Source organism: Sphingobacterium corticibacter (assembly GCF_003076635.1).
Taxonomy (GTDB): domain Bacteria; phylum Bacteroidota; class Bacteroidia; order Sphingobacteriales; family Sphingobacteriaceae; genus Sphingobacterium; species Sphingobacterium corticibacter.
On record NZ_QDKG01000001.1, the window covers coordinates 400,917 to 427,581 of the forward strand.

The window sequence follows — 26,665 nt, forward strand, 5'->3', positions numbered from 1 at the left end:
CTATGTGTAAAAGATTTTTTTAGATAACCATATACAGTAAAAATGAGTTTAATAATCGATGTACATGCGCGCCAAATACTAGATTCGCGCGGAAATCCAACCATTGAAGTTGATGTAACCACACAAAATGGTTTTGTTGGTCGTGCAGCTGTTCCTTCTGGAGCGTCTACAGGAGCCCACGAAGCGGTTGAATTGCGTGATGGCGATAAAGCAAAATATTTAGGAAAAGGTGTGTTGAAAGCAGTAGAGAACGTAAACACGAAAATCTCTGAAGCTTTGCAAGGTGTGGATGTATTCGAGCAAAATGCCATTGACAAAATCATGATTGATTTGGATGGTAGCGAAAACAAAGGCAACTTAGGTGCTAACGCAATCTTAGGTGTATCTCTTGCTGTCGCAAAAGCTGCTGCACAAGAAAGCCGTCAACCATTGTACCGCTATATCGGTGGTGTCAATGCAAACACGCTTCCTATTCCGATGATGAACATCATCAACGGTGGTTCTCACTCTGATGCGCCTATCGCGTTCCAAGAGTTTATGATTATGCCAGTAGGAGCGACTTCTTTCTCTGAAGCACTTCGTTGGGGAGCTGAAATCTTCCATACGTTGAAAAAAATCTTGCATGACCGTAACTTATCTACAGCAGTAGGTGATGAAGGTGGTTTTGCACCAACATTCGACGGTACAGAAGATGCAATCGAAACGGTATTGAAAGCGATTGAGCAAGCTGGTTACAAAGCTGGTCAAGACGTATTCTTAGCTTTGGATTGTGCTTCTACAGAATTCTTCGAAAACGGTAAATACGATTACTCGAAATTCGAAGGTGCTAGCGGAGCGGTTCGTTCTACAGAAGAACAAGTAAACTACTTAGCAGAATTGACTGAGAAATATCCTATTATCTCTATCGAAGATGGTATGGGTGAAGATGACTGGGCTGGCTGGAAATTATTGACCGAGAAAATCGGCGATCGCGTACAGTTAGTAGGTGACGATTTATTCGTAACAAACACAAAACGCCTTCAAGAAGGTATTGATACAGATACTGCAAACTCTATCTTGGTAAAAGTAAACCAAATCGGTTCGTTGACGGAAACGATCAATGCAGTTTCTTTGGCTCAGCACAACGGTTATACTTCGGTCATGTCTCACCGTTCTGGTGAAACAGAGGATAACACCATTGCTGACTTAGCAGTAGCGTTGAACTGTGGACAAATCAAAACTGGTTCTATCTCTAGATCAGACAGGATTGCAAAATACAACCAATTGCTTCGCATTGAAGAAGAATTGGGTAGCAATGCAAAATACATCGGTAGCGCATTCAAATACGCTAACAAAAAATAATCCGATTTCGGATTGTTTTCGGGAAAGGCTATTACGACATTTAGGTGTTGTAATAGCCTTTTTTAATTTTTGATCTATTGCATAAACTAAGATTGCCGCAGCCTCGTGCCTCGGCTTCGCAAGGACGGCGACTTCGGCATTACGAGAAGGAACGACGACGTAATCTGTCCATAAAGTGAGCGTAGAATTTATTTTTCGTTTAATACATTCATTTTAATGTGATAATAATATCTTTGTGTCTATGGAACGCTTTGTCAATGTAGTTCGAAACAAGTATTTGATTGCCGTTGCGGTTTTTATCGCTTGGATGACATTCTTCGATCGGTATGACTTGACTACACAGTACAACTATCAGCAAGAAAGAAGAAAGCTAGAGGCTGAGAAGGAATACTACACAAGCGAAATCTCTACCATATCCACGGCGATTAAAGATGTTAAATCCAATCCAGACATTATCCAAAAGATTGCTCGCGAAAAGTTCAAAATGAAAAGATCCAATGAAGATGTGTATATTGTCGAGGAATCGACAGTAGACTAATCATGCGCATCTATTGACATTATTATAAAACCATCCTTTTTATTAATGTTTTCCTTAGTGTAGTGCTTTTCCCGATCCTACTTAGCGGTAGCTACTTATATCATCCTTTTTAGCTTTTGCTCCGTGCGAAGTATACAAATAAAGCTGCCTATAAAATATACCGCCATGGAAATGGGAAGTATCATAGAAGACTTTGACCTCAAGTCATGATCAGTAAAGCATATCAATAAAACTTGAACTACAATGGTTAAAGGGGCTAAAAACATCCATTGTTTTGAAAAATGCCGTTGCGCAAACCGCCAATTCTCAATATTATTTGTTGAGCGTGTTGTTCTGTAACCATAAAAAGAATTGATATTTTTTGGCGGAAAAAAATACAGCACCAAAGGGACTGCTACTATAAAAAGGTCTATCAGAATGATGTCTATAAATTCTTTAGGCATGTTCAGCAATTTCTGGTTTCGAACTTTAATATAACAAAAAAAGCGCCCAAACCATGTTTGAGCGCTCCATAATCTTTCTACAGACTTGTTGTCTTAGGCGAACAAAGACCAAGTTTTCCAAGGAATACGTGATAAAAATAGAATCAAACCGATGATATAGAAAATGAAAACTGTTTGGTTGGCTTTAAAATCCTCAGTCATTCGCTTCGCTTTTGAATAACCAATTGTAATCGCTACTACACCTAACAACATAGCAAGTGGGTGCTCAATGACTTTGAAACGCATCAAGCTATCTTTCATAACTGCTCCTGAAAACATGCTGTAGTATTGTAGCGTGATGAAATAGATGATTCCTATGAGCATCTGCATATGGCCGCTGATCAAACCTATCAACGCAATTTTCCGGTTGTATGGGCGATACTTTAAGTAATTAACCAGTGTAATTACTATAGATACTACCAACGCGATTAGCAATACTACAGCAAGTGTAGAGTGTAAATGTTTCATTCCAGTTATCGTAAAAATTAGTACTTCAATACATTATCTCGGCGCAAATATACTACTTTGATAGTCGTTTGTCGCCTAATTCTTTGAATTCTGACTTCGCTTTGAAATTCGGAAATACCTTCTCCATACTCAACGTGTAGCCGATATCAAAGAAAAGACGAATATCAGCCAAGATTCCTGAGAAATCCCAATTTTCATTGTATTCATCTGCGACCGTATGATACGTTCCCGCCAAGGCCTCTTTGCGTTTATTCAAAGCCACGCTATCAGTTTCCAGATAATCGCCGCCACTGCCCATAAACAACCCCGGTACGCCCATTTTTACAAAGTTGAAGTGATCCGAACGATAAAATCCACCAGAAGATGGATTTCCAGCATCGACGATGATCCGATCAAATTTTGCTGCCGAACGTTCTACATAGTCTTCTAATTCTGTCTGTCCGCGCCCAACAATGGAAACGCCCTTGGTAGCACCAACCGCATTGAAGGCGTCCATATTTAAGTTTCCAACTGTTTTGTTGATCGGGAAAATAGGATGTTCAGTATAATACTGCGAACCTAATAAACCTTCTTCCTCCGCGGTAACGGCCATAAATACGATCGTACGTTCAGGTTTTACTTTCGCTGCTTGAAAAGCTTTCGCAATTTCAAAAAGCGCCGATACACCAGCTGCATTATCAATCGCACCGTTGAAAATCGAATCGGCATCCACCGCTTCGCCAACACCCAAGTGATCCCAGTGAGCGGTATAAATAACCACTTCATCAGGTCTTTTTGTACCTTTCAGTTGTGCGACAACATTATTCGAAGCAGATTTTCGGATTTTGCTTTGTAAATCGACTCCTGTCGTGACGCCCATCGCGCGTGCTTTGAACCCCGGTTTCTTCGCTTCTTCCATGATGCTGGCATCGACGTCACTAATCGCAAATAGTTGATTGGCCACGGGAGTCGTAACCCAACCTTGAAATTGTACATTTTGTGCATCAGCTGACGGAACCAAACTCAATTGCGGCCCTGACCAACCAGATCTTACCACATTCCAGCCGTAGCTGGCGGCCGCTGTTTCATGAATTAAAATTACGCCGGCAGCGCCTTGTCGTGCCGCTTCCTCGTATTTATAATTCCAACGACCATAGTAAGTCATGGTATCTGCTTTGAACAGATTTTTATCGTATCGGCCGGGGTCAGAAACCATCGCGACCACGGTTTTCCCTTTCACGTCCACACCTGCATAATCGTTCCAGTCAAACTCGGGTGCTACAATGCCAAATCCGACAAACACCAATTCCGAATCGGCCACCTGCACTTTTTCATTCATCTGCGGTGTAGAGATTACAAAATCATCTAGGTACTTCGCATTAACTTGTCCTTTCGGCCCGCTAAATGTCCAGGTGGTATTGGTAGGTTTTGCGTCGATCTGTACCATCGGTACTTCTTGGAAATAGGAATCACCATTTCCGGGTGCTAATCCCAAAGCCTTGAATTGTTTTTCAATATATTGCACTGCCAAGGTATCACCCTTGGTGAATGGCTTTCTGCCCAGAAAATCATCCGAGGATAATTCGGCGACATAATTACGGTAGCTTTCTTCCGAGATGGCCGACATAGCCGCTGAATCTAGGCTAGACGCATCGTATTGTTCGGTTTTCTGATTGCAAGAAGCTAACGCAAGCAGTGAAGCTGCGAGAATAGGTAGCGTTTTATACATAATTCAAATATAAGGGTTCTTCTCAAATTACGCTATTATAGCGATCTACGGAGTTGGCACTGGAATTACTTCCGCAATGGGATGAATGAGGTAATATTTTCCAGTAGAAAGTTCCATACATTTGAATCGCTTCCGTAGTTTTTCCTTTTTCTGAAAAACACGACCATTTTTCAAAGAGAAGACACTTTCAGTAGGGATAGATTCTACCGTAATAAATTCGCTCGCGACCACGTCATGTTTTTTCAAGGTGCGATACAAGTTGAGATCCGTGCAGCTGGAAGCTGCCGGATTATCCATGTATTGCAACAAGGCCATCGTGACATCATGTGGCAAAACCTGTAGCTTGAAGAAAGGTGTCATCAACTCTTTGAAATTGTTTTTCCACTCTTTTCCGTGTGGTTTTACCCGATCTTTGTACTGCGTCCACGTTTTTAGATGGGCAAATTCGTGCACCGTCGTAATCAAGAAAGCATAGGGATTCAGATCGTGATTTACCGAGATTTGATGCGTTTGCCCCTGGAATGGTGCGCGATAATCTCCGAGTTTGCTGCTGCGCGATTTGGCCACTCGAAAACGACATTTGGTATCCACAATCCATTGCGAAACAATTGGTGCCGCCGCTTCGGGCATGTACTTAGAAAGTGATTTAACAAAATCGGGCATCACACAAAAATACGGATTTCCGACATAATCCGTATTCCTCCGTCAGTGTATGTAATAAATCCTTTTTATCTTTGGTTATATCATAACGCACAACGCATGCTACGAAAGCTCCTGATTAGAAATTACGCCTTAATCGATTCTTTGGATATCGAGTTTGATGACAAGCTAAACATCATTACCGGGGAAACGGGCGCGGGTAAATCCATCATCATGGGTGCGCTCGGATTGATTTTGGGCAATCGAGTAGAAGGGAAGTATGTCTTTAATGAAGGCAGTAAATGCATCATCGAAGGCTATTTTGATATTCGGAATTATGCGCTAAAAGATCTGTTCGACGAACAAGATCTGGATTATGAAGCTGAAACGATTATTCGTCGTGAAATTAGTGCAGAAGGCAAATCGCGGGCATTTGTCAACGATTCACCTGTCACCTTACAAGTGCTAAAATCACTGAGTGAGCGACTCATTGATATTCATTCGCAGCAAGCAACCACGCAGATCAATACCGAAGATTTTCAGTTTCTGGTGCTCGATAGCGTTGCCAATAATGCTGACAACTTAAGTCAATATAAAACACAATTAAAAGGCTACAAAACAGCAGTAGCGGCATTGCGGAAGTTAGAAGAGCAAATTGCACAGTCTAATGCCGAGCTGGATTATAATCAATTTGTGGTGAATGAATTAGATGCGGTTCAGTTGACCGAAGGCGAGGTGGAAGAATTGGAAGCAGAACAGCTTCAATTGGAGAACGCCGAAGACATTAAAAGAGGATTATTATCCTCGATTCATCTATTAGAAGAATCTGAGCAGAGTGTATTGCAAAGTTTACGCGATACGCAGCACGAATTGCAACGCATTAGCAACTTTTTGCCAGCAGGCGATGATTTGCTGGCTCGCTTGAATAGCAATATCATCGAGATGAAAGATATTGCTGCCGAATTAGTACAGCAAGAACAAACCATTAATGTGGACGAAGAGCGCTTGCAATTCGTCACCGAACGCCTGTCTACTTTATACAGCTTGGTGCAGAAATATCGCGTTGCCGATGTGTCTGAATTGATCGTATTTGGAGACAGTTTGAGAGAAAAGATCAAATCGTTGAACGATCAAGAGGAAGAAGTTGCCCGCTTGACCAAAGACGTCGCCCAATACGAAAAAGCAACTCGAGAAGTTGCTCAAATAGTATCGGATAAACGGAAATCGGTGCTAGCTCAGATCAAAGAAGAGATTGAGCAAACATTGCAAAAGGTGGGCATGCCTAATGCCGTATTGCAGATTGAATTGACACAGAGCGAACAATTTCATTCACAAGGAATCGATAAAGTCAACTTCTTATTCTCGGCCAATAAAGGGCAAACACCACAGCCTATTCACAAAGTGGCTTCTGGTGGTGAACTTTCGCGAGTGATGCTCGCGGTGAAATCGTTAGTGGCACGATCATCGGCTTTGCCAACCATTATATTCGATGAGATTGATACGGGTATTTCGGGCGAAGTTGCGTTGCAAGTTGGCGACGTCATGGATACGTTGGCTGCGCATATGCAAGTCATTGCTATTACGCACTTGCCACAGATTGCATCTAAAGGTAAACGGCATTTTAAAGTGTATAAGGAAGATCAAGCCGATCGCACACTGTCGCGCATCGAAGCGCTGGCGTCCGATGAGCGCATTGTAGAAATTGCCAAAATGCTAAGTGGTGCTAATCCTGGAGATGCTGCATTGCAACACGCCAAGGAATTGATCGCTGGATAATAAACGCAACAAACAACAACAACACATGACATATACAAAAAACATGTTGGGTGCCTTGTTGGTGATGAGTATCACCGTGGGGCATGCACAAAATTTAAAAGACGGACCGTTGAAAATTGAACGAACCAAAGATAACGAAGTGATGAATATCTCGACGGAAAGGCAACCTTTGACAGCGGAAAAGCTTTGGAAACTAGCGCGTGTTTCTGGCGAACGCGTAACGCCAGATGGTAAGGAGCTCATCTATGGCGTAGCTCATTACAATTTTGAAACTAATTCTGCAGAACGCAACCTTTTTAGCATTCCGGTGAAAGGTGGCAGTCCAAAGCAGCTCACCACAGAGCAAGGCTCTGAATCAATCTTGGATATCACGGCGCAAGGCGAGATCATTTATCTCTACAAAGGTGATATTTGGAAGATGCAAAGTGATGGCAGCCAAAAGGCGAAACTCACTGAAACCGAAGGGAAGCTGGCCGACGTAAAATTGTCTCCGGACAAAAAACACATACTATACAGCAAATCGGTGTTGGTGAATCCATTTCACAGTCCAGACAAATACAAAGATCTGCCGAAAAGTGACGTATACGTATACGATGATCTAGATTATCGGCATTGGGATTCGTTTAATGATGGCAGATATACACATCCGTTTGTAGCCAGCTATGCCGATGGCAAACTCGGTGAACCGGTGGATTTGCTAGAAGGCAAGCCGTATTACAGTCCGCAAGCACCATTCGGCGGAGCCGAAGATTTCGCTTGGTCGCCAGACAGCAAAGCGGTTTTATATGTTGCCAAGAAAAAGGCGGGTAAAGAATATGCGCTAAGTACCAATACCGATATCTATCGTTATGATTTGGCTAGTGGACAAGTCAGCAACTTAACCGAAGGAATGAATGGTTATGATACGCATCCTGATTTTAGTCCGGTCGGAAATCGCTTGGCATGGTTGAGCATGAAAAAGGATGGCTTTGAAGCGGATAAAAACGATATCATCCTGCAAGATCAAAACGGTAAAGTTCGTTTGAATTTGACAGCACATTGGGATGAAACGGTCAATGCATTTACATGGAGCAAGGATGGAAAAAAAATCTATTTCACCGCACCGGTGAAAGGAACAATACAACTATTTGAGGTTCTAGTTCCGGCTAATCTAGCGAACAAATCACTTCCAAGAATTAATCAATTGACAGAAGGTGAATTTGATGTAACGGGCATTGTTGGTGAGTATGATGGAGGTCTTGTCGTCACTTCTACGCGTCTTACTCGAGCTGCCGAAATCTACCGTTATGATTTTAAAACACGCTACCTGCTGCCTATCACAACAGAAAATGAGGAAGCATACGCGCACATTGCTGAGACGAAGGTAAAAGGTCGTTTTACAAAAGCAACAGACGGACAAGATCTATTTTCGTGGGTAGTGTATCCGCCAAATTTTGATCCTTCGAAGAAATATCCAACTTTATTGTATTGCCAAGGCGGGCCACAATCTGCGGTTTCACAGTTCTATTCGCTGCGTTGGAATCTGCAATTGATCGCTTCGCAAGGTTATATTGTGATTGCGCCAAATCGCCGTGGTATGCCGGGCTGGGGTGTGCAATGGAATGAAGATATTTCTGGTGATTGGGGCGGTCAACCTATTCGCGATTATTTATCAGCGATTGATGATTTGTGTACAGAATCCTATATCGATACAGCACGTTTAGGAGCCATTGGTGCTTCATATGGTGGTTATTCTGTGTTTATGCTAGCTGGAGTGCACGAAGGTCGGTTCAAAACCTTTATTTCTCATTGCGGCTTGTTTGATATGACTTCATGGTACGGCACGACAGAGGAATTGTTTTTCGCAAATCAAGATTTGGGCGGACCATATTGGGATGCTGCAAATGAAAAGACATATACGGACTTCAACCCGATCACTTATGTCGAAAAATGGAATGCGCCGATTATGGTGATTCAAGGTGGCAAAGATTTTAGAGTGCCAATCGGACAAGGTTTGGAAGCTTTTCAAGCAGCGCAATTGCGCGGTATTAAAAGCCGATTAGTTTACTTACCGGAAGAAAACCACTGGGTACTTTCTGGTCACAACGCACAGGTGTGGCAGCGAGAATTCTTCCGCTGGTTGGACGAAACTTTGTAAGGACAGTCGGAATGACTTATAAAAAGAATAGGCCAGTGCATTGCACTGGCCTATTCTTTTTATAAGAAAGTAAATCGCTGTTTACTTCGTGTCTTTCTTCCCGAAAATACTCAAACGAATATAACGTCCTGGATTTTCTTTGACATCTTTCATCAAGTTATCCAAGTTCATCGATGCATTGTTCAGATTGTTATACAGTTGATCGTCGTTAAGAAGCAATCCGATAGAACCATCGCCATTCTGGATCTTCTGCGTGATGGCATGCACTTCCTGCATGGCTTTGTTCGCGTTATCTACCGTCTCTTTTACTTGCACTTGTGCCAAATTGTTCGACATTGTGTCTAGATTATTGAGGATGGAACTGATTTGCCCATCATATTTTCTAAAGTTGTTGGTAATAGACTCTAAGTTCATCATGATTTTGGCGAGACGCATACGTTCCGATCCCACCAAGCCTTCTACGTCGTTTGTAATTTTTTCTACGTTTCCTAATGATACAGATATACTTCGCAAACTTTGTTTGAAATCACGTTGAAATTCGTCATCCAATGTGGTATTCACGGCAGATAAAACAGAATCTAGTTTTACCACCAAATTTTCCACTTTGTGTTGTAATGGCTCTACCTTTTCCATCAAGTTCGCTTGAATATCGGATAGAAGTGGATCTCCATCACGCGCCATTGTAGTGCTATTGCCTAGTTCAAACACGATAGCCTTACTACCTAATAAATCAGCACTAACAATGCGTGCAACTGTATTTGAAGGAATCTCGTAGTCATTTTTTATTTTAAACTCTGCTCGAATCTTTCCATTATCCTGCAATTTCAGGCTAGAAACTCGCCCAATCTGATAACCATTCACCATTACAGGTTTTGATGCAGATAGCCCGTCTACGTTATTGTACTCTGTATAATAGGTGTTCTCGGAAGTGAATACATCATTGCCCTTTAGAAAACTATAGCCAATAAATAGCAATGCGATCGCGATGGCAGTAAGTGCTCCGACTTTAGTTTCGTTTGAAATTTTCAAAATATGTAAACTTTAAATGATAGCGTAAGATTTTGATACTTTAGTATCTTAACATTCTAATATAAGAAAAGTTTAGCGTTCCATATTTTTTCTATAGGTATTTATCGCATTAAAGATGTTATCCACAATTTCTTGCTGCCCCTGTGAAGACAACATGTACCGTTCTTCGTCGGAATTGCTGATAAATCCAACTTCGGTCAATACCGCAGGCATGCCTGCCGTTTTCAATACCGCCAAAGGTAGTTCTTTCACCCCCCGATTCACCCGACCCGAGCGCGCATATTCTGCTTGCATATAACTTGCTAGCTTAATACTTTGGTCACGATACATCTTTTTTAGATACTTAAAGACGATGTAAGTAGAAGGGTCATTGGGGTCAAATCCATCGTAATTCTCTTCGTAATTATCTTCTAATAAGATGGATGCATTCTCACGCATAGCGACATCTTGATTTGCCATACTGTTGAAACCCAATACAAATGTTTCTGTGCCTTTTGCAGATCGACTAGACGATCGACCTATCGAGTTCAAGTGGATAGATATAAATAGATCGGCATGGTTTTGATTAGCAAGCGCTGGCCGCTCGTATAACTTCGGATAGCTGTCGTCTGCTCGGGTGTAAATGACTTTCACGCCAGACATTTCGCGTTCAATTTTTTTACCAAGTTTAAGTGTAATCTCTAAGGCGACATCTTTTTCGCGCGATTGTGCGCCGACGGCTCCTGAATCATGTCCCCCATGCCCGGCATCCAATACAATAGTTTTGATTTTTTGCGGAGGAGTACCTTTACTTGGTTCTCTAAAACTTCCAAACACTGTTATCAAGAGAAAAGATAACAACGTGAAAAACATTAATTTGAGATTTTTACGGGTTCTGTTTGTGGCTTTCCTTGGAATCATCAAAATATTATGACTTATTAAATAATTGTTACTAAATAATACAAATTTGCGTGACCTATAACAATTAACGTTCCACACTTGCTTTAAACCGCTTAATCGCAGTAGTTAAATTACCAACTATTTCAGTCTGACCAGCATCAGATAGCATAAAATTCTCTTCGTCAGGACTGCTAATGAAGCCAATTTCGGTAAGCACAGCTGGCATGCCAGCTGTTGCTAACACTGCAAGTGAAAGCTCTTGCACGCCGCGGTTGGCGCGGCCAGCTTGCACATATTCTTCCTGCATCATGGTAGCGACCTTGATACTTTGGTCACGGTATTTCCGTTTCATCAAAGAAAATACGATGTAAGTTGATGGATCGTTAGGGTCAAAGCCGTTATAATTTTCCTTGTAGTTATCTTCTAATAAAATATCGGCATTTTCACGAATTGCAACATCTTGCTGGGCAAGGCGATTGTATCCACATACGAAGGTTTCAGTACCTCGTACATGTGGACGTCGAGTTAGCTGCGTGCTATATTTTCCATTACGCCCTTTTACTCTACGCTCAGAATCTGCCGAATTACAGTGTATAGAAATAAATAAATCCGCATGATTATTATTAGCCAAAGCGGTGCGTTCATAAAATGGGACATCAATATCGCGATCACGCGTGAGCATCACCTTCACACCAGGCATTTCTTTCTCGATAGACTCTTTTAATTTTTTAGAAACCTGCAATACTACATCTTTTTCCGCTGAGCTACGACCTCTTGCACCGGGTTTATCACCTCCGTGTCCGGGATCAATAACTACGAGGGAGAATGGTTTTATCGATGCTTCGCTCTCGGCTTCTTTGGCCTTGAGATTTGAAGTATTGGCATGCGCAAACAACATTCCTGCGAAGATGATGAAAGATAGGAAAATTACTCCTAAAGAAAATTTAACATTTTTTAGCAAATCCATATGTGTTGTTGTTTTTCTAAATATGCTTTTCTGACATTACAACCGCATTTTACATACCTGGTTAAGAATGTTAAAAACATTTACTATGTCGGTTTTTTGACTATTTTTGCCGAAGAACATTTCAACTTTATACAAACATAACATTCATAATTTATTTTGAGAGCGTTTACTTCTCTTTTCGGTATGCTTATCCTAGTGTGTGTGAATGTTCTGTTTGCCCAAGCACAGGATGCCAGACCTCTGCGAGATACTATTCCCTTACGAGATACTTCTTTGGTGGATACCCTCGGAACGGATACCACTCAAAATAATTTTAAGGATGTCACCGGCCAGGATACGGTGGTGATGAAAGACTCAGAAAGTGATCTGGAAACAGTCGTTACCATTGTGGCAAACGACTCCTCCGTTAACGAAGTAAGTCTCAATATATTGCATTTGTATGGTGGTGCTAAGGTGAAATACCAAGATTTTGAATTGGCAGCAGATTATATCCGGCTGGATAGAAATACCAATGTGCTGTTTGCTTCCGGAATCAACGATCATAATGGTAAATACGCTGGAAGACCGGTCGTAATTATGCCAGGAGAAGGACCTATCGCGGTAGATTCACTTTTCTATAATTATAAGACACAGATCCCGAAAACTTTTGGTGTCATGACGGAAGTTGATGGTGCCTTCGTGCAAGCTAGAGTGGTTAGACGGAATATTTATGAAGAGATGTCGCTGTTCGATGGTTTGTATAGTACCTGTGATTTGCCCGAACCACATACACACTTTGGTATCAAGATTTCAAAAGGTTTGATCGTTAAAAATCAAATCATTGCTGGGCCTTCCTATCTGGTCGTGCAGAATATACCGTTGAAATTTATCGCAGTTCCTTTTGGTTTTTTTCCGAAACAAGATAAACCTTCGTCTGGTATGCTTTTTCCCTCTTTTGGTGAAGATGCCAGTCGGGGATTTGCCATGCGCGATCTGGGTTGGTATCTCACATTCAATGATTATTGGGATACCGAGTTTCGGACAAACATATATTCCAAAGGTGCTTTCGAAGCTTCTATGCGTACGCAATACGTAGTTAATTACAAATTCAATGGTGGTTTTAATCTACGTTACGGTTCTACTCCAACTGGTATAGAAGGTACCGATAGTTATCAGAGAGCGCAAGATTTCAATGTCACATGGAATCATACCCAACGTCAAGAAGCGAATCCAGGAACTTCCTTTTCGGCATCCGTTAACTTTGGTACTAGTTCGTATTTTCGAAATACAGCTGCAAACGGTACCAACAATTTTCAGCAATTGACGCAGAACAACATGTCCTCTAACATCAGTTATGGTCGCGTGTTTGCGGATGGCAAGGTGAATTTTACTTCCTCAGCTAGCCATAGACAAGATATTCGTACAGGACAGATTCAATTAGAACTACCGACAATTAGTCTGAACGTTTCAACCTTTAATCCATTTAAATTTGGTGATGGCGTGGGGCGACCAAAATGGTATGAAAAAATTACTGTAGGATATAGCTTGCAGGCTACCAATAAGCTAGAGACTTCCGATTCCTTATTGTTTCGGAAAGAAACTTTAGGCGATTTCACCAATGGTATGCAGCACACCATTCCGATTGCGCTTTCCTTGCAAGTGATGAAGTATTTTCAGTTCAATACAGCTGTTAATTATACCGAAAGATGGTATTTGCAAAGCATTCGTAACTATCGAGATAATGATCAACTTGGCTATGAGAATATGCGCGACACTGTATCAGGATTTCGCAGAGCTTATGATTATTCTATGTCTACGGGGCTTTCTACAAAAATATATGGTCAGTATCCCAAAATAGGCAAAATTGAAGCTATTCGTCATGTGGTTACGCCTTCCATAAATTTAAATTATCGACCTGATTTTGGTGATCCGAGTTACGGATATTATCGAGATTACATTAACCCACAAGGTCAAGCGGCTCGATATTCCATATTTGAAAACGCTATATTTGGTGGCCCTGCAGAAGGCAGATCCATGGGGATCGGCTTTTCCGTAGATAATAATATTGAGGCCAAAGTACGATCCGATCGAGATACAACAGGATCGGGTATCAAGAAGATCAAAATTCTTCAAGGTCTTACGTTTAGTGGAAACTACAATATGGCAGCCGACTCCTTGAAACTCTCCCAGATTAGTTTCTCTGGTCGTACATCATTGTTCAATGAAAAAATCAATCTGAATTTCAATGGTTCATTTGATCCATATACCTATGATCGCGTAACAGGTACACGTATTAATCGCTTTATGCTGCGCGAAGGAAGCTTGGCACGTTTAACCAATTTTGGTTTATCATTTGACTATAGTTTTAATCCGGACGCGTCAAAAAATCGAAATGATAATATCGATTCCATGCGGAATAATATGCCGGGCATGACCCAGCAGCAAGCCGATGCCTTAGCGCGCGTCAGTCGCGATCCCAATGCGTTTGTAGACTTTAATATTCCTTGGAATCTTTCTGGTTCTTTTAGTTTTAACTATGCTAGCGTGTTTAATAGAGATGAGATGCGTATGGGTAGTAATATTACCAGTACCGTACAATTGCATGGCGATTTTAATGTTACACCTAAATGGAAAGTGCAGTTCAATGGTGGCTATGACTTTGGACAAATGCAGGTGGTTATACCGCAGTTTAGTATTTATCGAGATCTCCACTGTTGGGAAATGTCTTTTGCTTGGGTTCCTATTGGGCAATTCCAGAGTTACAATATCACTATTCGAGCAAAAGCCGCTATCTTGCAAGACTTGAAGCTCATGAAGCGACAGAGTCATTACGTGTTTTAAAGTTAAACTTCCATGTTATGCCGACGAAGATAGAAATCATTACGATAGGCGACGAAATTTTACAAGGTCAGATTGTGGACTCCAATTCCGCTTGGATCGCACAACAATTGCTGCTCTTAAACCTGGCTGTCGTGCATATCACCACCATTGCCGATCGCGAAGATGCTATCGTAGCGGCATTCGACGCCGCCAAACGACGCGCTGATTATATTTTGGTAACCGGCGGTCTGGGTCCTACCAAAGATGATATTACCAAACGCACGGCTGCTACCTATTTTGGTACAAACCTAATTCGCGATCAGCACGTATTAGCACATGTGGAGAACATATTCGCGCAGCGCAAACGGGCTATGCCAGCGATCAACGAAATGCAAGCCGATGTCTTTGAGAATGGTGAAGTATTGTTCAATGAATTGGGGACAGCACCTGGTTTGTGGCACATACATGATGGCAAATCTTTTGCGTTTATGCCCGGAGTACCATACGAAATGAAACACATCATGTCTCAGCATGTGCTACCTAAGCTTGCTAAGGCCGCAAACCAAGGTAACATCGTGAATGTCTATATCCTAACTGCTGGAATCGGAGAATCACACTTAGCGGAATCTATACAGGATATCGAAGCAGAAATGCCAGACTATATCCGCATGGCCTATTTGCCAAAGCTGGGAATTGTACGGCTTCGGCTGACTGGCAGTAGCCAAGATGCCGACGCACTGCGCTCCGAAATGGAAGGATACGCCAATCGGATTAAAGAAAGGGTGAATGAGCACTTTGTCACTTTTGGCGATGTAGATCTTGAAGGAGCAATTTTGCCAATTATGCACTCCAACGGATATACATTGGCGACAGCCGAAAGCTGTACTGGCGGTACTATTGCCAGTCGTATCACGGCGATACCAGGAGCCGGTAATGTATTTAAAGGATCGGTTGTATCGTATACCAACGAAATAAAGAGTAGACTGCTCGACGTAAACGAACATGATATAGAGAGGTATGGCGCTGTAAGCGAGCAAGTCGTAAGTGCGATGGCTGCTGGTGCACAGAAGAAATTTGACGTAGATTTTGCCCTAGCTACCAGTGGTTTCGCTGGACCTGATGGCGGTACAGAAGATGCGCCAGTAGGAACTATTTGGATTGCATTGGCTACCAAAACGAAAGTACATACTCGATTGTTTCACTTCCAGAATGATCGCAACATCAATATTGAACGCACGACCACACAATGTTTTCTGCTATTGTGGCAACAGTTGCGTAATTTGATCGGAAAAGAATAAAATTTTGTTTTCAGGTGATTTACAATTATTATATTTTGAATTACTGTTCCTTTTAGCGAGATTGACTATATTCGTAAATCACTTCAAAAAAGTATATCATGGCATTGCATAAACTTACTCTTCCAAAAATGGGTGAAAGTGTTACGGAAGCAACCGTAACCAACTGGCTGAGAGAAATTGGGGATCTCATTCAGGAAGATGAGTCTGTATTAGAAGTTGCCACAGATAAGGTAGATTCTGATGTTCCATCGCCTGTACAAGGAGTGCTGAAGGAGCGGTTTTTTGAGAATGGTGATGTGGTGCAGGTAGGCGATGTGATTGCTGTCATCGAAACCGATGCACAAGATGAACCAAATGAACAAAATACGGATAACCACGTTGCTAATCAAGAAGATGATATCCCTGTTGATATCAAAGACGTACCGGGATTAACGAGTATAGAGTCACTCGAAGATGCACAACATACTTCGATGCCAACAGACGAATCAAAGCCAAATGTCGAGGAAAGCTCAGATCGTTTTTATTCGCCACTAGTGCGTAGCATTGCTCAAGAAGAAGGTATTTCACTTTCCGAGCTTGATCAAGTACATGGTAGTGGTGCGGAAGGCCGCGTTACAAAAGACGATGTGTTGAAATATCTCGCACAGAAAGGTGATAATCCAACGATTCAAGTTAAATCCAGTGACGTTTCTGATGATCATAAGGGTGATAAGGAGCAAGATCCCCAGACAGGAGTATCATCCGAAGTAGTACGTCCAAAAATAGTGACAAAACCGGTTGTAGTAGCAAAGGGGGATGGTGATGAGATTATGGAGATGGATCGTATGCGCCGACTAATTGCTGATCATATGGTGAGCAGTGTGCATACTTCGCCCCATGTGTTCTCGGCGGTAGAGGCTGATGTAACCAACTTAGTTAATTGGAGAAACCAAGTCAAAGACGGATTTAAAAAGCGGGAAGGACAGAATATCACTTTTACGCCACTTATTATAGAAGCTATTTCTAAAGCGCTAAAGGATTTTCCGATGATCAATGTCTCGGTAGATGGTTATAATATCATCCGTCGTAAGCATATTAATATTGGGATGGCTACGGCTTTGCCGAATGGAAACTTGATTGTCCCGGTGATCAAAGATGCGGATCAATTGAGTCTACTCGGCATTAGTCATGCAGTGAATGACTTGGCGCAACGATCACGTGATAATAAATTGAAACCAGATGATACCCAAGGTGGCACATTTACTTTTACTAATATTGGTGCTTTTGGCAATATTTTCGGGATGCCCATTATCAATCAACCGCAGGCGGCGATCTTAGCTGTTGGCACGATCAAAAAGAAACCAGCCGTTATCGAAACTCCGGCCGGAGATTTGATCGGTATTCGTCACTTTATGTACATCACGATGTCGTACGATCACCGCGTAATCGATGGTGCGCTGGGAGGTACATTTATTAAGCGTGTGGCAGATTATTTGGAAAATTGGGATTTGGATCGCACGGTTTAGTACGACCCAATCATGAGAATATATTAAGCACGGTGCGTTTCCAAATGTATCGTGTTTTTTATTTTACGAGCAATAATCGTTTTGTATCGCCAGTACAATAGCGCGGTAGATGTCAATAAGCCCAAGGTGAGTCCGTACCAAATACCTTGAATTCCCCAGCCCAACACCAATCCCATGACATAAGCGCTAGGTACGCCAACGATCCAATATGCTACAAAAGTAATTGCCGTTGGCACGTTGACATCGCCCATTCCACGCAATACGCCCAATCCAACAACCTGCGTACCATCAAACAATTGGAACATGCCTGCAATGATCAGTAAACTCGCAGCAATAGTAATGACTTCCCTATCTTGCGTAATCACATAAGGTAAATATTGGTTAAACAGGGCAAAAATGATTGCCCAGAAGATCATAAAGACGAGCACTAGGCGGTAAGATACCATTGCAAACTTCTGTAAACGTTGGAAGTTTGCCGTGCCGAAGCTATTTCCAGTCTTGATGGTTGCTGCCGAAGCCAATCCACTAGCCATCATGTACGTCATTGCTGCTAAGGTAATGGCGACCTGATGCGCCGCTTGTTCTAGTGCACCTATTTTTCCAGCAATCAGTGCTGCGGTGGCAAAAGCACCGATTTCAAATACGTATTGCATCGCGACGGGCGCTCCAATTTTAAAAATACTTTTGATGCGCGTACGATCTATAAACCGGATAGAGAAATCGACCATATACCGTTTGAAATTCTTCGACCGTAATACATACGCCGCCATCACCAACATCATCAAAATACGATCTACCAGTGTTGCAATACCTACCCCACGAATTCCCATTTCTGGAAAACCAAACATCCCGCGCACGAGTACCAACGCAATTAGGATATTCAGCACATTCCCCCAAATCGTGATATTCATCGCCTGCTTCGTAAACCCCAAACCTTCGGTAAATTGCTTAAAGGCGTTGAAAATCATCAATGGCAAAATGGAAAGTCCTAAGATAAAAAGGTATGGTTTAGCCGTTTCGACCACCAACGGATCTTGATCCGTGTGTTGCATGGCATACATCGATCCCCAATACACAGCACAAAAAAGGAGAATGCCCGTGACCACATTGAGCCAAATGCTATTGGAGAGCAATTTCGCACATTCTTTAAAATCTGATTTGCCATTATACTGTGCGATGAGCGGTGTGATGCCGTACGCAATACCCAAACCAATAACCAGCACCACCATGAATACGGCATGCACGAGAGAAACGGCCGCTAAAGGTATGCGACCTGCGAATTGACCGACAATAATGGTATCGGCCGTGTGAACCATGGTGTGTCCTAGTTGGGACACGACGATTGGCGCAGCGAGCGCCATCGTGCTAATGTAGAAAGCTTTATCTCTCCGTATGGAAGCAAACATGTTAAATTAAATATGATCAAAGGTAAATAGAAGTGTGGAAATCCAAATATTATCTTTTACACACCCGATCCCTACAAGATCTTTACATGGATTTGTCTGCTTAATTCTGAACTTTTATGTACATTAGCAGTATTAATAATTGATATCAAAGACATGAATTTAGCGTTTTTAAATATCGGGACACAAGAAATGATGTTAATCATCATTGTTATCCTTTTTCTGTTTGGAGGAAAGAAATTGCCAGAATTGGCGCGTGGTTTGGGAAGAGGAATTCGCGAATTCAAAGATGCGTCTGACGGCATTAAACGGGAACTATCCGATCAGATTAATAGTTTTGAGAAAGATCTTGATGTGGAAGTAGAAGAGCCTAAAAAGAGTCCAGTGGCTACTGCAGCTCCTACGGCATCATCGATGTCTGAGCAAATGCGTGCGCATGCAGAAGAACCGAAACCCACATCAACCGTACCTCAGTTCACCACACCTGCTGGAACACATCAGCATAATCCGAATAATACGATAGCCGATGTGCCATTGGCAACGCCGACTACAGATGATAGTGAAGCTTCTGCTACTAAAGAAGCCTAGAAATACGCCTTTTTAAACAATATTATAAAGAAATTATCCGGTTACTGGCCGAGCGTTGCTCTGTCTTAATCGGATTTTTTGCTAAACAAAATACCTACTCATTACAATGTCTTCCGAAATTAGCATAGCGAAAGAGCTGAATATCCAAACAAAGCAAGTGCAAACCACCATCCAATTGTTGGATGAAGGAGCTACGATTCCCTTTATAGCCAGATACCGCAAGGAAATGACAGGCAGTTTAGACGAGGTGCAAGTGGCGGCAATCCGCGATCGCATACAACAACTACGTGATCTGGATAAGCGGAAAGAAGCGGTACTAAAGTCGGTAACCGAACAGGGAAAGCTAACCGCAGAACTTGAATCGCAGATTCGTACCGCGGCAACGATGTCCGCTTTAGAAGATATTTACTTGCCCTACAAACCCAAACGCAAAACACGTGCTTCGATCGCGCGGGAAAAAGGTTTGTTGCCATTGGCAGAACTGTTATTAGCGCAGGATATTCGTCAACTACAGCCCAAAGCAGAAGCTTTTGTAGATGCCGAGAAAGGAGTGGAGTCGGTAGAACAAGCATTAGCTGGCGCTCGTGACATCGTCGCCGAAATCATCAATGAGGATGCGGAAGTACGCAATACCGTGCGTCGTGTGCTAGAGAAAAAAGGAAAATTTGTGTGTCGCGTCGTTGCAGGCAAAGAAGCGAGTGCGCAGAAATTTAGAGATTATTTTGAATGGTCCGAATTCATTAAAGACGCACCTTCGCATCGTGTTTTAGCGATGCGTCGTGGTGAGAAAGAAGAACTACTTAGCTTGGATATTACCGTAGAAGATGTGGATGTGTTGCCGCAGATCGAAAAACGCTATATTAAATCTGTTGGTGAGGCAGCTGATCAGCTTCAATTGGCCGTGCAGGATAGCTACAAGCGTTTGCTGAAACCTTCCATGGAAACGGAGATGCGCGTACTGACTCGGCAAAAAGCAGATGAGGAAGCCATTAAGGTTTTTGCGGAGAATGTCCGCCAATTGCTTTTGGCTGCTCCTTTGGGAGCGGTTTCATTGCTCGCGATCGATCCCGGATTTCGCACCGGTTGTAAAACGGTCGTGCTCAATGCGCAGGGCAGTCTATTAGAAAATACTGCCATCTTCCCACACAATGGTGCAGGCGGCGAAGCTGAAGCGCAAAAGACGATCAACCACTTGGTTTCTAAATATGATGTAGGAGCGATAGCCATTGGCAACGGTACGGCCGGGCGAGAAACAGAAACATTTGTTCGCAAGCTTTCGCTTACGATTCCTATCGTGATGGTCAACGAAAGTGGCGCATCGATTTATTCGGCCTCCGAAGTAGCACGCGAAGAGTTTCCCGATCAGGATATTACCGTGCGCGGTGCAGTTTCTATTGGCCGCAGGCTAATGGATCCACTCGCTGAGTTGGTGAAAATTGATCCAAAATCTATTGGCGTAGGACAATATCAGCACGACGTAGATCAAAATAAATTGCAAGGTGCGTTAGACGATACGGTGGTTTCTTGTGTGAACGCGGTGGGAGTTGAACTGAATACCGCTTCGAAACAGATTTTGGCGTATGTGTCTGGCTTAGGGCCCGCATTGGCACAACAAATTGTGAACTATCGGCAAGAAAATGGCCCATTTTCTTCTCGTAAAGAATTGAAGAAAGTACCGCGATTGGGTGCCAAAGCTTACGAGCAATCGGCCGCCTTTTTACGGATTCGTGATGCAAAACATCCGTTGGATGCTTCGGCCGTTCACCCAGAGCGTTATGCACTCGTCGAATCAATGGCAAAAGATTTAAAAGCTACCGTGCAGGATTTGTTGCGCGATGAACAATTGCGGCAGCAAATCGATCCGAAACGCTATGTATCGGAGGAAGTGGGATTGCCAACGTTGCACGATATCTTGGCCGAATTGGCGAAACCGGGACTGGATCCGCGCGATCAGTTTGAGCAATTTTCATTCACCGATGGTGTCAACAGTGTGAAGGATCTGCGCGTGGGCATGCGACTTCCGGGAATCGTGACCAACATTACCAATTTTGGGGCATTTGTAGATATTGGCGTACATCAAGACGGCATGGTGCATCTTAGTCAATTAGCAAATCGCTATGTGCAAGATCCACGCGAGGTAGTGAAGGTGCAGCAAAAAGTAGAAGTGACCGTAATTGAGGTAGACGAACAGCGCAATCGCATCAGTCTATCCATGAAAAGTGGTGATACGCAACCCCGTAAGCGACAAGATCGTCCGGAGCGCCAAACAGAGAAACGCGAAAAAAGATCAGATAATAACAAAAAGCGAGATTCAAATGGCGGTGATATGGCGACGAAACTGGCGCAATTAGCTAGTAAATTCAAATAGTAACAATCTATCTAACGATGAAAACATTGACCGAATTCAAACATAGCTTAGTTCAAAGTGCGCCACCAAGTGCCTGGTCGGCGGCATTAAAAGCACTTTGGTACGATGGCAAAGGCGACTGGCGCACGGCGCATGATCTAGTAGATCAGCTTAGCGATCGTGAATCTGCGCATGTACATGCTTATTTGCATCGCGTAGAAGGTGATCAATGGAATGCAGATTATTGGTACAATCGTGCCAAGAAACCTTCTTATGTAGGTTCTTTGGAGCAAGAATGGGAAGAATTAGTCGTCTCTTTCTTGTAAAAGAATTAGTTGGAAGTCACCGGTGTGGCTGTCGTGTCACGTGGCACGGTGAGATCAATCGTCTCATCTTCTTTCTTTTTGAAAGTCCATAGCTGTTTGAAGAACTGGTGAAAGGTGTTGAATTCTTTTCGATACACCAATCCTACTGCATTGATATAATCATCCGTTGGGGTGAATAAGATATTTCGCGTATTTAATCGGTTGTACGCTCTAAACATCAAACTGCCATCACGCCGGATACGATAAGTTAATTCGGCATCAGTGGCTACTCGAGCCGAAAATAATGCTAAGTCGGTCGTTTGCAGATTTCTTCGATCGCTTACACCGCCCGTTAATATCAGTCGGTCATCAAATAAGCGTAGCGAAGCAGAAGCATCGTTGAAAGAGCGAATATTCAAATCTAGGAAATTCACGTTCAGTGATTGAGAGATTATTGCATTCAATTGGTTGAATGCAAATTCGGTACCTGCCGATAATAGGGTATTGTTCACCTCGCGCCCAAATTCGTTACTTGTGCTAGTTGCAGTAAAGCTGCGCCGCACAATCAAGCTCAATGCTTGCTGATTGATATTGTTGGCATCACTAAAATAAGCCTGCAACTCATCCTTTACATAAGGTGTAAGCGGAAAGCTCAAGTCAAATGTGATGTCTGGACTAGTCAACGTGCCTCGAATAATCATGTCGGCTTGAGCCAATACACGTTCTTCATTACGCTCACGTCCGGCAGCGTCGTACAATGCACCTAAAGAAGTTCGTTGCTGGTACAATGCCGTGATATCTAGTTGTGCTTGCGCCGGATCACCTGTCCAACGAATCGTGCCGCCCTGCTTTATGTCAAAATATTTGTTGATAAAATCCTGTGCCACAAAGTGGAACTTGCCCGAATTCACGCTGTAATCACCAAACATCTCAAAATCACCTCTGCTCGATATTTTTAGAAGCACTTCACCGTCGCCCGTACCACGTAGTGAGCCAATATCGGTTTGCAAATTGACCTCTGCATCGGGCGTGATTTTAAGATCCATATTCATCGTCAAACCCTGAAAGAAGTACTGATTCTTTTGTACTTTTTTCTTTTTGTCATCCGCCTCTACCATGTAGATAAAGTCGCTGTCAGAGATGGTCATGGCCGCATCCAGCGGAATAGTCATCACCGTGTTAGGATTAGATGATGCGGTGATGTCAATGTTGAGATTCGATGTTCTGCCTGCAAATTTGAAAGTACCGGTCGCATAGGCCGTACCATAATACAGGTTATTTTCCTTGTAAGTGGTGTTCAAAACGTGAAAATTGTTGGCACGCGCTTCGACCTGAATTTCAGGATCACTCAGTTGGTTCAGATCCAAATAGCCCGATGCTGCCGCTTCATGGCGCTGCGCATCGAATAAACGCAGATTATCAAATCGCACCACATTGTTCTCCACCAGGAGCGATTGTTGCGCCAAGTGATAGGGTGTGTTAAGGTACATCACCGTAAAGCTCGCCTGCTGAATCTCTGCTGTTCCGGAAATTTTCGGCGCAGCAAATGTGCCACCAATGCGTATGTCGGCACTGCTTTTCCCATCCAAATCACTGACCAAATCCTTTAAGAAAGGTTGAAATAATACCAACTCTATCTCGCGGATTTCCCCACGCAATTGCAAAGCATTTTCAGTATCGGCCAAATCATAGGTTCCTTCCAACTGGAAACCGCGGCGAAGCGCATCTAACAAATTGATCTTTACATCAACCAGTTTAGTGCTAGGATTGAAGTTGGCGTCAAAATTTAGTTGTCCGATCGGGATGGTATTGTACACGATCGGTGTCGTGGTGATGCTCGCGCGAAAGCGTGGCGACTGTAATACAGAGGTAATGGTCACTTCTCCATTGAGCTCACCGCGAAGATGTACGCCTAATGGATTGGTGATTGCTTCTAGGGATTTCAACCCGAAGCGATTAAAACTAATGCGTAAATCGTCTTCTTCGTTAGACAAAATACCATTGAATTCTACATTTTCATTATTTTGTGCAAATCGGAATTTTTCGAAGTACAACTTACCTTTGGATACCCGAATTTCTGTGTCGGACTGAATCTCCCAAGGTTCGTTGTTGAGTACGATGGTCGATTCATTGAAGTGTATATAAGCGGGCTTGTTGTGCTCAAAATGTATATGTCCATGCAGTCTTAGTCGATCCGGTGCCTGATCTTCTGCGGCATGAATCGCAAAGTTCAGGCTATCGTTGGTAAGGATGTTTTCAATAGCCACCTTGTTGACGAAAATGCTATCGGAAATAGAGAAGCGATCTGCTAATAGGCGAAGCGAGAAGTTCTTTGCATCGGTACGCTCTTCGATGCGCAGATTGGTCAGTTTAAAGTTATTATACGATACGTGTGGACTCGCAAATACAAAGTTGCCGATATAATTATCCGACGAGAAATTGGCTTCCAAGGTAGCGCCTTCATCAAATTGCAATGGCACATCCAAGAAAGCAGATACCGGTTCAAATGATTTTACGGCTACTTTCAGATCAAAATTTTGGTCGTTGAACGGTCTTTTGTCCAAACCTATTGCAGGAGCATATTGTACGGCCAAAGATTGAAAATAGGCTTCAATCGTATTCAGATCGATCGTGCCGGTCATATCTGCATCCAACACATTGGATTGCAAACGAAGCTGTCGATTGAGCTGATCGCCCGATGATTCAAATCGGAAATCCTTAATTTCAAACTCACCGGCTAAGGTTTGCAAATTGATATCTTGCGAAGCAAGATAACCAGACAGGTTATTGATGTCATTACCCGCAAAGTCGGCTTCGATATCGGTATTTTCTACGATCACACTGTCTTTTTGTAGGAGATGAAGTGCAGATAGATTGAGTCGGTCAATGTGCGAGGTGAGTTTGTAATTCGGTACTTGTTGTGAAAAATCAATGGCCGCATCATAATCCAATGCCGCTTCTATATCATCTACTTGTCCATTTAGTTGCAACAGTTGGTTTTGCAAGCTCGCTCGAAAATGCATTTCTTGTAGCGCATATTTTTGCAATTCAAACTGTTGCAGGCTTCCATCCACGGTGATATCCAATTTGGCCAAATCCGTGTTGCGCCCATTAAAGTCGAGCTGCATTCCCGATTTTCCCAATAGATCGCTATTGGTGAGTGCGCCAATATCAAAAGAAGATGAAGTGACGCGTCCGCTATACACTAATTCAGGGCCAATGGCAATGGATGTGCGTGTCTGCACCTCGCCAATATCGGTCATGAACTTTCCATCTACTGCAAAATCATCGTATAAACCTTTAAAACTTCCCTGAAAGGCAAGTGCGCCTAACTTGTTTAACTGATCAGGAAGGGCAAACTTTGGATCGTTGGATAATTCGCGTACTAATTCGTCAATGTCTTCTGCCTGCGATTGTAAAAAAATCTTCGAGAAGTCAAAGATGGTGCGTTCGATGTCTGGTAGGCCAGTCACCCGAAATTCTCCTTGTAACGAAGTGTTTCTTTTAGTACTTAGGGAAACATTTCTAGCTTGCATAGCAGCGATTGTCCCGTCAAGCGATGCCGATTTTATAGCGGTGCGAAATTGGACAAATCGCATATCTGGTGCGAAAAATTCAATGTCTTTGGAATCGACCGTCGCATTCTCGATGCTTGCGGTTATCTTCACCTTATCCAAAAAATCTTCAAAATCGCCTAGCTTCTCGTAATCAAATCGCAAGAAATTCGTGAGAACAGAACGATTGGTTACGAGCTTTAGCTCTTCGAAGATCATCGCTTGGGCTTCTAACGTAGCAGAAGTGCTCAATTCTTGCAGATGAAAACCCGATTTTTCCCGAAAGCTCAATTGTTTAATGTCCGCATGTCTTGCCGCCGTATCGAGAGAGATATTGTCGAAAACACCTGAAAATTCTGTGAGTTCCATATTGGAGAAATCAATCCCTTTCTCGTGATGCTTTTTGGTGGCATCGATGAATTGAAAGTGGCAATTAGCCAATTCTATACGGTCCAATGTAATCTCCAGATTCTTTTTAGGTTTTTTGCCTGTTTTTTTCTTCGGTGCGAAGTAATCAATTAAAAAGTCGAAGTTGGAGCTGTCCTTATATAAGGTATAATTGACGTAAGCTTCGGTAAGCCGAATGTCTTGGATGTCTATTTTATTCTGCGCAAGACCCGATAAAGAAAGACCTACAAAAAGCCGCTTGCTAGCGCCAATGCGGTTTCCGGCCGGATCATCCAGTGTAAAATCATGTAATATGAGTGCCGAAAAAGGTTTGAAATAGATGGCCGATAGCGATACGTTGGCATTCAATTCTTTGGAAAGATACCGAGCCGCTTTCTTGGCTACGTAGGTTTGTACAGATGGGAATTGGAGCGATAAGGCAAATATCCCGACACTCACCACGATAGTGACCAGGACATAGGCGATTATTTTAATTATTTTTTTGATAATTTTAC

The 26,665-nt window shown here is 42.7% G+C and carries 19 protein-coding genes; 10 read left to right on the forward strand and 9 right to left on the reverse strand.

The window, feature by feature from the left end; genetic code table 11:
- Positions 1-42: 42 nt before the first annotated feature.
- On the forward strand, positions 43-1,341 hold the full coding sequence (gene eno / locus DC487_RS01755; RefSeq protein ID WP_116774242.1) for a phosphopyruvate hydratase: 1,299 nt from the start codon (positions 43-45) through the stop codon (positions 1,339-1,341).
- A gap of 241 nt (positions 1,342-1,582) precedes the next feature.
- The gene (locus DC487_RS01760) at positions 1,583-1,879 is read left to right on the forward strand and encodes an FtsB family cell division protein (RefSeq protein ID WP_116774243.1); all 297 of its coding nucleotides are present in this window, start codon (positions 1,583-1,585) and stop codon (positions 1,877-1,879) included.
- A gap of 95 nt (positions 1,880-1,974) precedes the next feature.
- On the opposite strand, the gene DC487_RS01765 is transcribed toward DC487_RS01760, so the two are convergent.
- From DC487_RS01765 to DC487_RS01780, 4 genes are all read right to left on the reverse strand, one after another.
- Positions 1,975-2,322 carry an SdpI family protein gene (locus DC487_RS01765; RefSeq protein WP_116774244.1) on the reverse strand — a complete coding sequence of 116 codons (348 nt, stop codon included), beginning with the start codon at positions 2,320-2,322 and terminating at the stop codon, positions 1,975-1,977.
- 93 nt (positions 2,323-2,415) lie between these two features.
- On the reverse strand, positions 2,416-2,829 hold the full coding sequence (locus tag DC487_RS01770) for a hypothetical protein (RefSeq protein ID WP_116774245.1): 414 nt from the start codon (positions 2,827-2,829) through the stop codon (positions 2,416-2,418).
- A gap of 52 nt (positions 2,830-2,881) precedes the next feature.
- Positions 2,882-4,537: a M28 family metallopeptidase gene (locus DC487_RS01775; protein WP_116774246.1), complete on the reverse strand. Its 1,656-nt coding sequence runs from the start codon at positions 4,535-4,537 to the stop codon at positions 2,882-2,884.
- A gap of 45 nt (positions 4,538-4,582) precedes the next feature.
- Complete coding sequence (locus DC487_RS01780; RefSeq protein WP_116774247.1) at positions 4,583-5,200, reverse strand: SprT-like domain-containing protein; 618 nt, start codon at positions 5,198-5,200, stop codon at positions 4,583-4,585.
- A gap of 96 nt (positions 5,201-5,296) precedes the next feature.
- Between DC487_RS01780 and recN the strand changes: the two genes are divergently transcribed.
- Positions 5,297-6,952: a DNA repair protein RecN gene (gene recN / locus DC487_RS01785; RefSeq protein WP_116774248.1), complete on the forward strand. Its 1,656-nt coding sequence runs from the start codon at positions 5,297-5,299 to the stop codon at positions 6,950-6,952.
- Between the two features lie 25 nt (positions 6,953-6,977).
- Entirely contained in the window at positions 6,978-9,089 is a 2,112-nt protein-coding gene (locus tag DC487_RS01790) for a S9 family peptidase (RefSeq protein ID WP_239016296.1), read from the forward strand.
- Positions 9,090-9,170: 81 nt separating this feature from the next.
- Here DC487_RS01790 and DC487_RS01795 read toward each other — a convergent pair whose 3' ends face one another.
- The 3 genes from DC487_RS01795 to DC487_RS01805 form a co-directional block, all read right to left on the reverse strand.
- On the reverse strand, positions 9,171-10,118 hold the full coding sequence (locus tag DC487_RS01795) for an MlaD family protein (RefSeq protein ID WP_116774249.1): 948 nt from the start codon (positions 10,116-10,118) through the stop codon (positions 9,171-9,173).
- A 72-nt stretch (positions 10,119-10,190) separates the two neighbouring features.
- A complete protein-coding gene (locus tag DC487_RS01800; RefSeq protein WP_116774996.1) occupies positions 10,191-10,970 on the reverse strand; it encodes an N-acetylmuramoyl-L-alanine amidase family protein in 780 nt (259 codons plus the stop codon).
- A gap of 112 nt (positions 10,971-11,082) precedes the next feature.
- Complete coding sequence (locus DC487_RS01805) at positions 11,083-11,964, reverse strand: N-acetylmuramoyl-L-alanine amidase family protein (protein ID WP_239016297.1); 882 nt, start codon at positions 11,962-11,964, stop codon at positions 11,083-11,085.
- 201 nt (positions 11,965-12,165) lie between these two features.
- Between DC487_RS01805 and DC487_RS01810 the strand changes: the two genes are divergently transcribed.
- The 3 genes from DC487_RS01810 (at position 12,166) to DC487_RS01820 (ending at position 17,566) form a co-directional block, all read left to right on the forward strand.
- Positions 12,166-14,784 carry a putative LPS assembly protein LptD gene (locus DC487_RS01810; protein WP_239016298.1) on the forward strand — a complete coding sequence of 873 codons (2,619 nt, stop codon included), beginning with the start codon at positions 12,166-12,168 and terminating at the stop codon, positions 14,782-14,784.
- 17 nt (positions 14,785-14,801) lie between these two features.
- Complete coding sequence (locus tag DC487_RS01815) at positions 14,802-16,061, forward strand: competence/damage-inducible protein A (protein ID WP_116774250.1); 1,260 nt, start codon at positions 14,802-14,804, stop codon at positions 16,059-16,061.
- A gap of 98 nt (positions 16,062-16,159) precedes the next feature.
- Positions 16,160-17,566, forward strand: coding sequence for a dihydrolipoamide acetyltransferase family protein (locus DC487_RS01820; RefSeq protein ID WP_116774251.1), 1,407 nt, complete (start codon positions 16,160-16,162; stop codon positions 17,564-17,566).
- Positions 17,567-17,589: 23 nt separating this feature from the next.
- On the opposite strand, the gene DC487_RS01825 is transcribed toward DC487_RS01820, so the two are convergent.
- A complete protein-coding gene (locus DC487_RS01825) occupies positions 17,590-18,972 on the reverse strand; it encodes an MATE family efflux transporter (protein ID WP_116774252.1) in 1,383 nt (460 codons plus the stop codon).
- A gap of 153 nt (positions 18,973-19,125) precedes the next feature.
- Here DC487_RS01825 and tatA point away from each other — a divergent pair, with 153 nt between their 5' ends.
- From tatA to DC487_RS01840, 3 genes are all read left to right on the forward strand, one after another.
- Positions 19,126-19,557 (forward strand): Sec-independent protein translocase subunit TatA/TatB, encoded by a 432-nt coding sequence (gene tatA / locus DC487_RS17385; protein WP_116774253.1) that lies wholly within the window; start codon positions 19,126-19,128, stop codon positions 19,555-19,557.
- Positions 19,558-19,663: 106 nt separating this feature from the next.
- The gene (locus DC487_RS01835) at positions 19,664-21,925 is read left to right on the forward strand and encodes a Tex family protein (RefSeq protein WP_207774288.1); all 2,262 of its coding nucleotides are present in this window, start codon (positions 19,664-19,666) and stop codon (positions 21,923-21,925) included.
- 17 nt (positions 21,926-21,942) lie between these two features.
- On the forward strand, positions 21,943-22,230 hold the full coding sequence (locus DC487_RS01840; protein WP_116774255.1) for a hypothetical protein: 288 nt from the start codon (positions 21,943-21,945) through the stop codon (positions 22,228-22,230).
- Between the two features lie 5 nt (positions 22,231-22,235).
- On the opposite strand, the gene DC487_RS01845 is transcribed toward DC487_RS01840, so the two are convergent.
- The gene (locus DC487_RS01845) at positions 22,236-26,660 is read right to left on the reverse strand and encodes a translocation/assembly module TamB domain-containing protein (protein WP_449441373.1); all 4,425 of its coding nucleotides are present in this window, start codon (positions 26,658-26,660) and stop codon (positions 22,236-22,238) included.
- Positions 26,661-26,665: the final 5 nt, after the last annotated feature.

Excerpts from the sequence above, each read along its gene's own strand:
- eno (WP_116774242.1), top strand. The coding sequence starts at position 43 with ATGAGTTTAATAATCGATGTACATGCGCGCCAAATACTAGATTCGCGC.
- DC487_RS01760 (WP_116774243.1), top strand. The coding sequence starts at position 1,583 with ATGGAACGCTTTGTCAATGTAGTTCGAAACAAGTATTTGATTGCCGTT.
- DC487_RS01765 (WP_116774244.1), bottom strand. The coding sequence starts at position 2,322 with ATGCCTAAAGAATTTATAGACATCATTCTGATAGACCTTTTTATAGTA.
- DC487_RS01770 (WP_116774245.1), bottom strand. The coding sequence starts at position 2,829 with ATGAAACATTTACACTCTACACTTGCTGTAGTATTGCTAATCGCGTTG.
- DC487_RS01775 (WP_116774246.1), bottom strand. The coding sequence starts at position 4,537 with ATGTATAAAACGCTACCTATTCTCGCAGCTTCACTGCTTGCGTTAGCT.
- DC487_RS01780 (WP_116774247.1), bottom strand. The coding sequence starts at position 5,200 with ATGCCCGATTTTGTTAAATCACTTTCTAAGTACATGCCCGAAGCGGCG.
- recN (WP_116774248.1), top strand. The coding sequence starts at position 5,297 with ATGCTACGAAAGCTCCTGATTAGAAATTACGCCTTAATCGATTCTTTG.
- DC487_RS01790 (WP_239016296.1), top strand. The coding sequence starts at position 6,978 with ATGACATATACAAAAAACATGTTGGGTGCCTTGTTGGTGATGAGTATC.
- DC487_RS01800 (WP_116774996.1), bottom strand. The coding sequence starts at position 10,970 with ATGTTTTTCACGTTGTTATCTTTTCTCTTGATAACAGTGTTTGGAAGT.
- DC487_RS01805 (WP_239016297.1), bottom strand. The coding sequence starts at position 11,964 with ATGGATTTGCTAAAAAATGTTAAATTTTCTTTAGGAGTAATTTTCCTA.
- DC487_RS01815 (WP_116774250.1), top strand. The coding sequence starts at position 14,802 with ATGCCGACGAAGATAGAAATCATTACGATAGGCGACGAAATTTTACAA.
- DC487_RS01820 (WP_116774251.1), top strand. The coding sequence starts at position 16,160 with ATGGCATTGCATAAACTTACTCTTCCAAAAATGGGTGAAAGTGTTACG.
- DC487_RS01825 (WP_116774252.1), bottom strand. The coding sequence starts at position 18,972 with ATGTTTGCTTCCATACGGAGAGATAAAGCTTTCTACATTAGCACGATG.
- tatA (WP_116774253.1), top strand. The coding sequence starts at position 19,126 with ATGAATTTAGCGTTTTTAAATATCGGGACACAAGAAATGATGTTAATC.
- DC487_RS01835 (WP_207774288.1), top strand. The coding sequence starts at position 19,664 with ATGTCTTCCGAAATTAGCATAGCGAAAGAGCTGAATATCCAAACAAAG.
- DC487_RS01840 (WP_116774255.1), top strand. The coding sequence starts at position 21,943 with ATGAAAACATTGACCGAATTCAAACATAGCTTAGTTCAAAGTGCGCCA.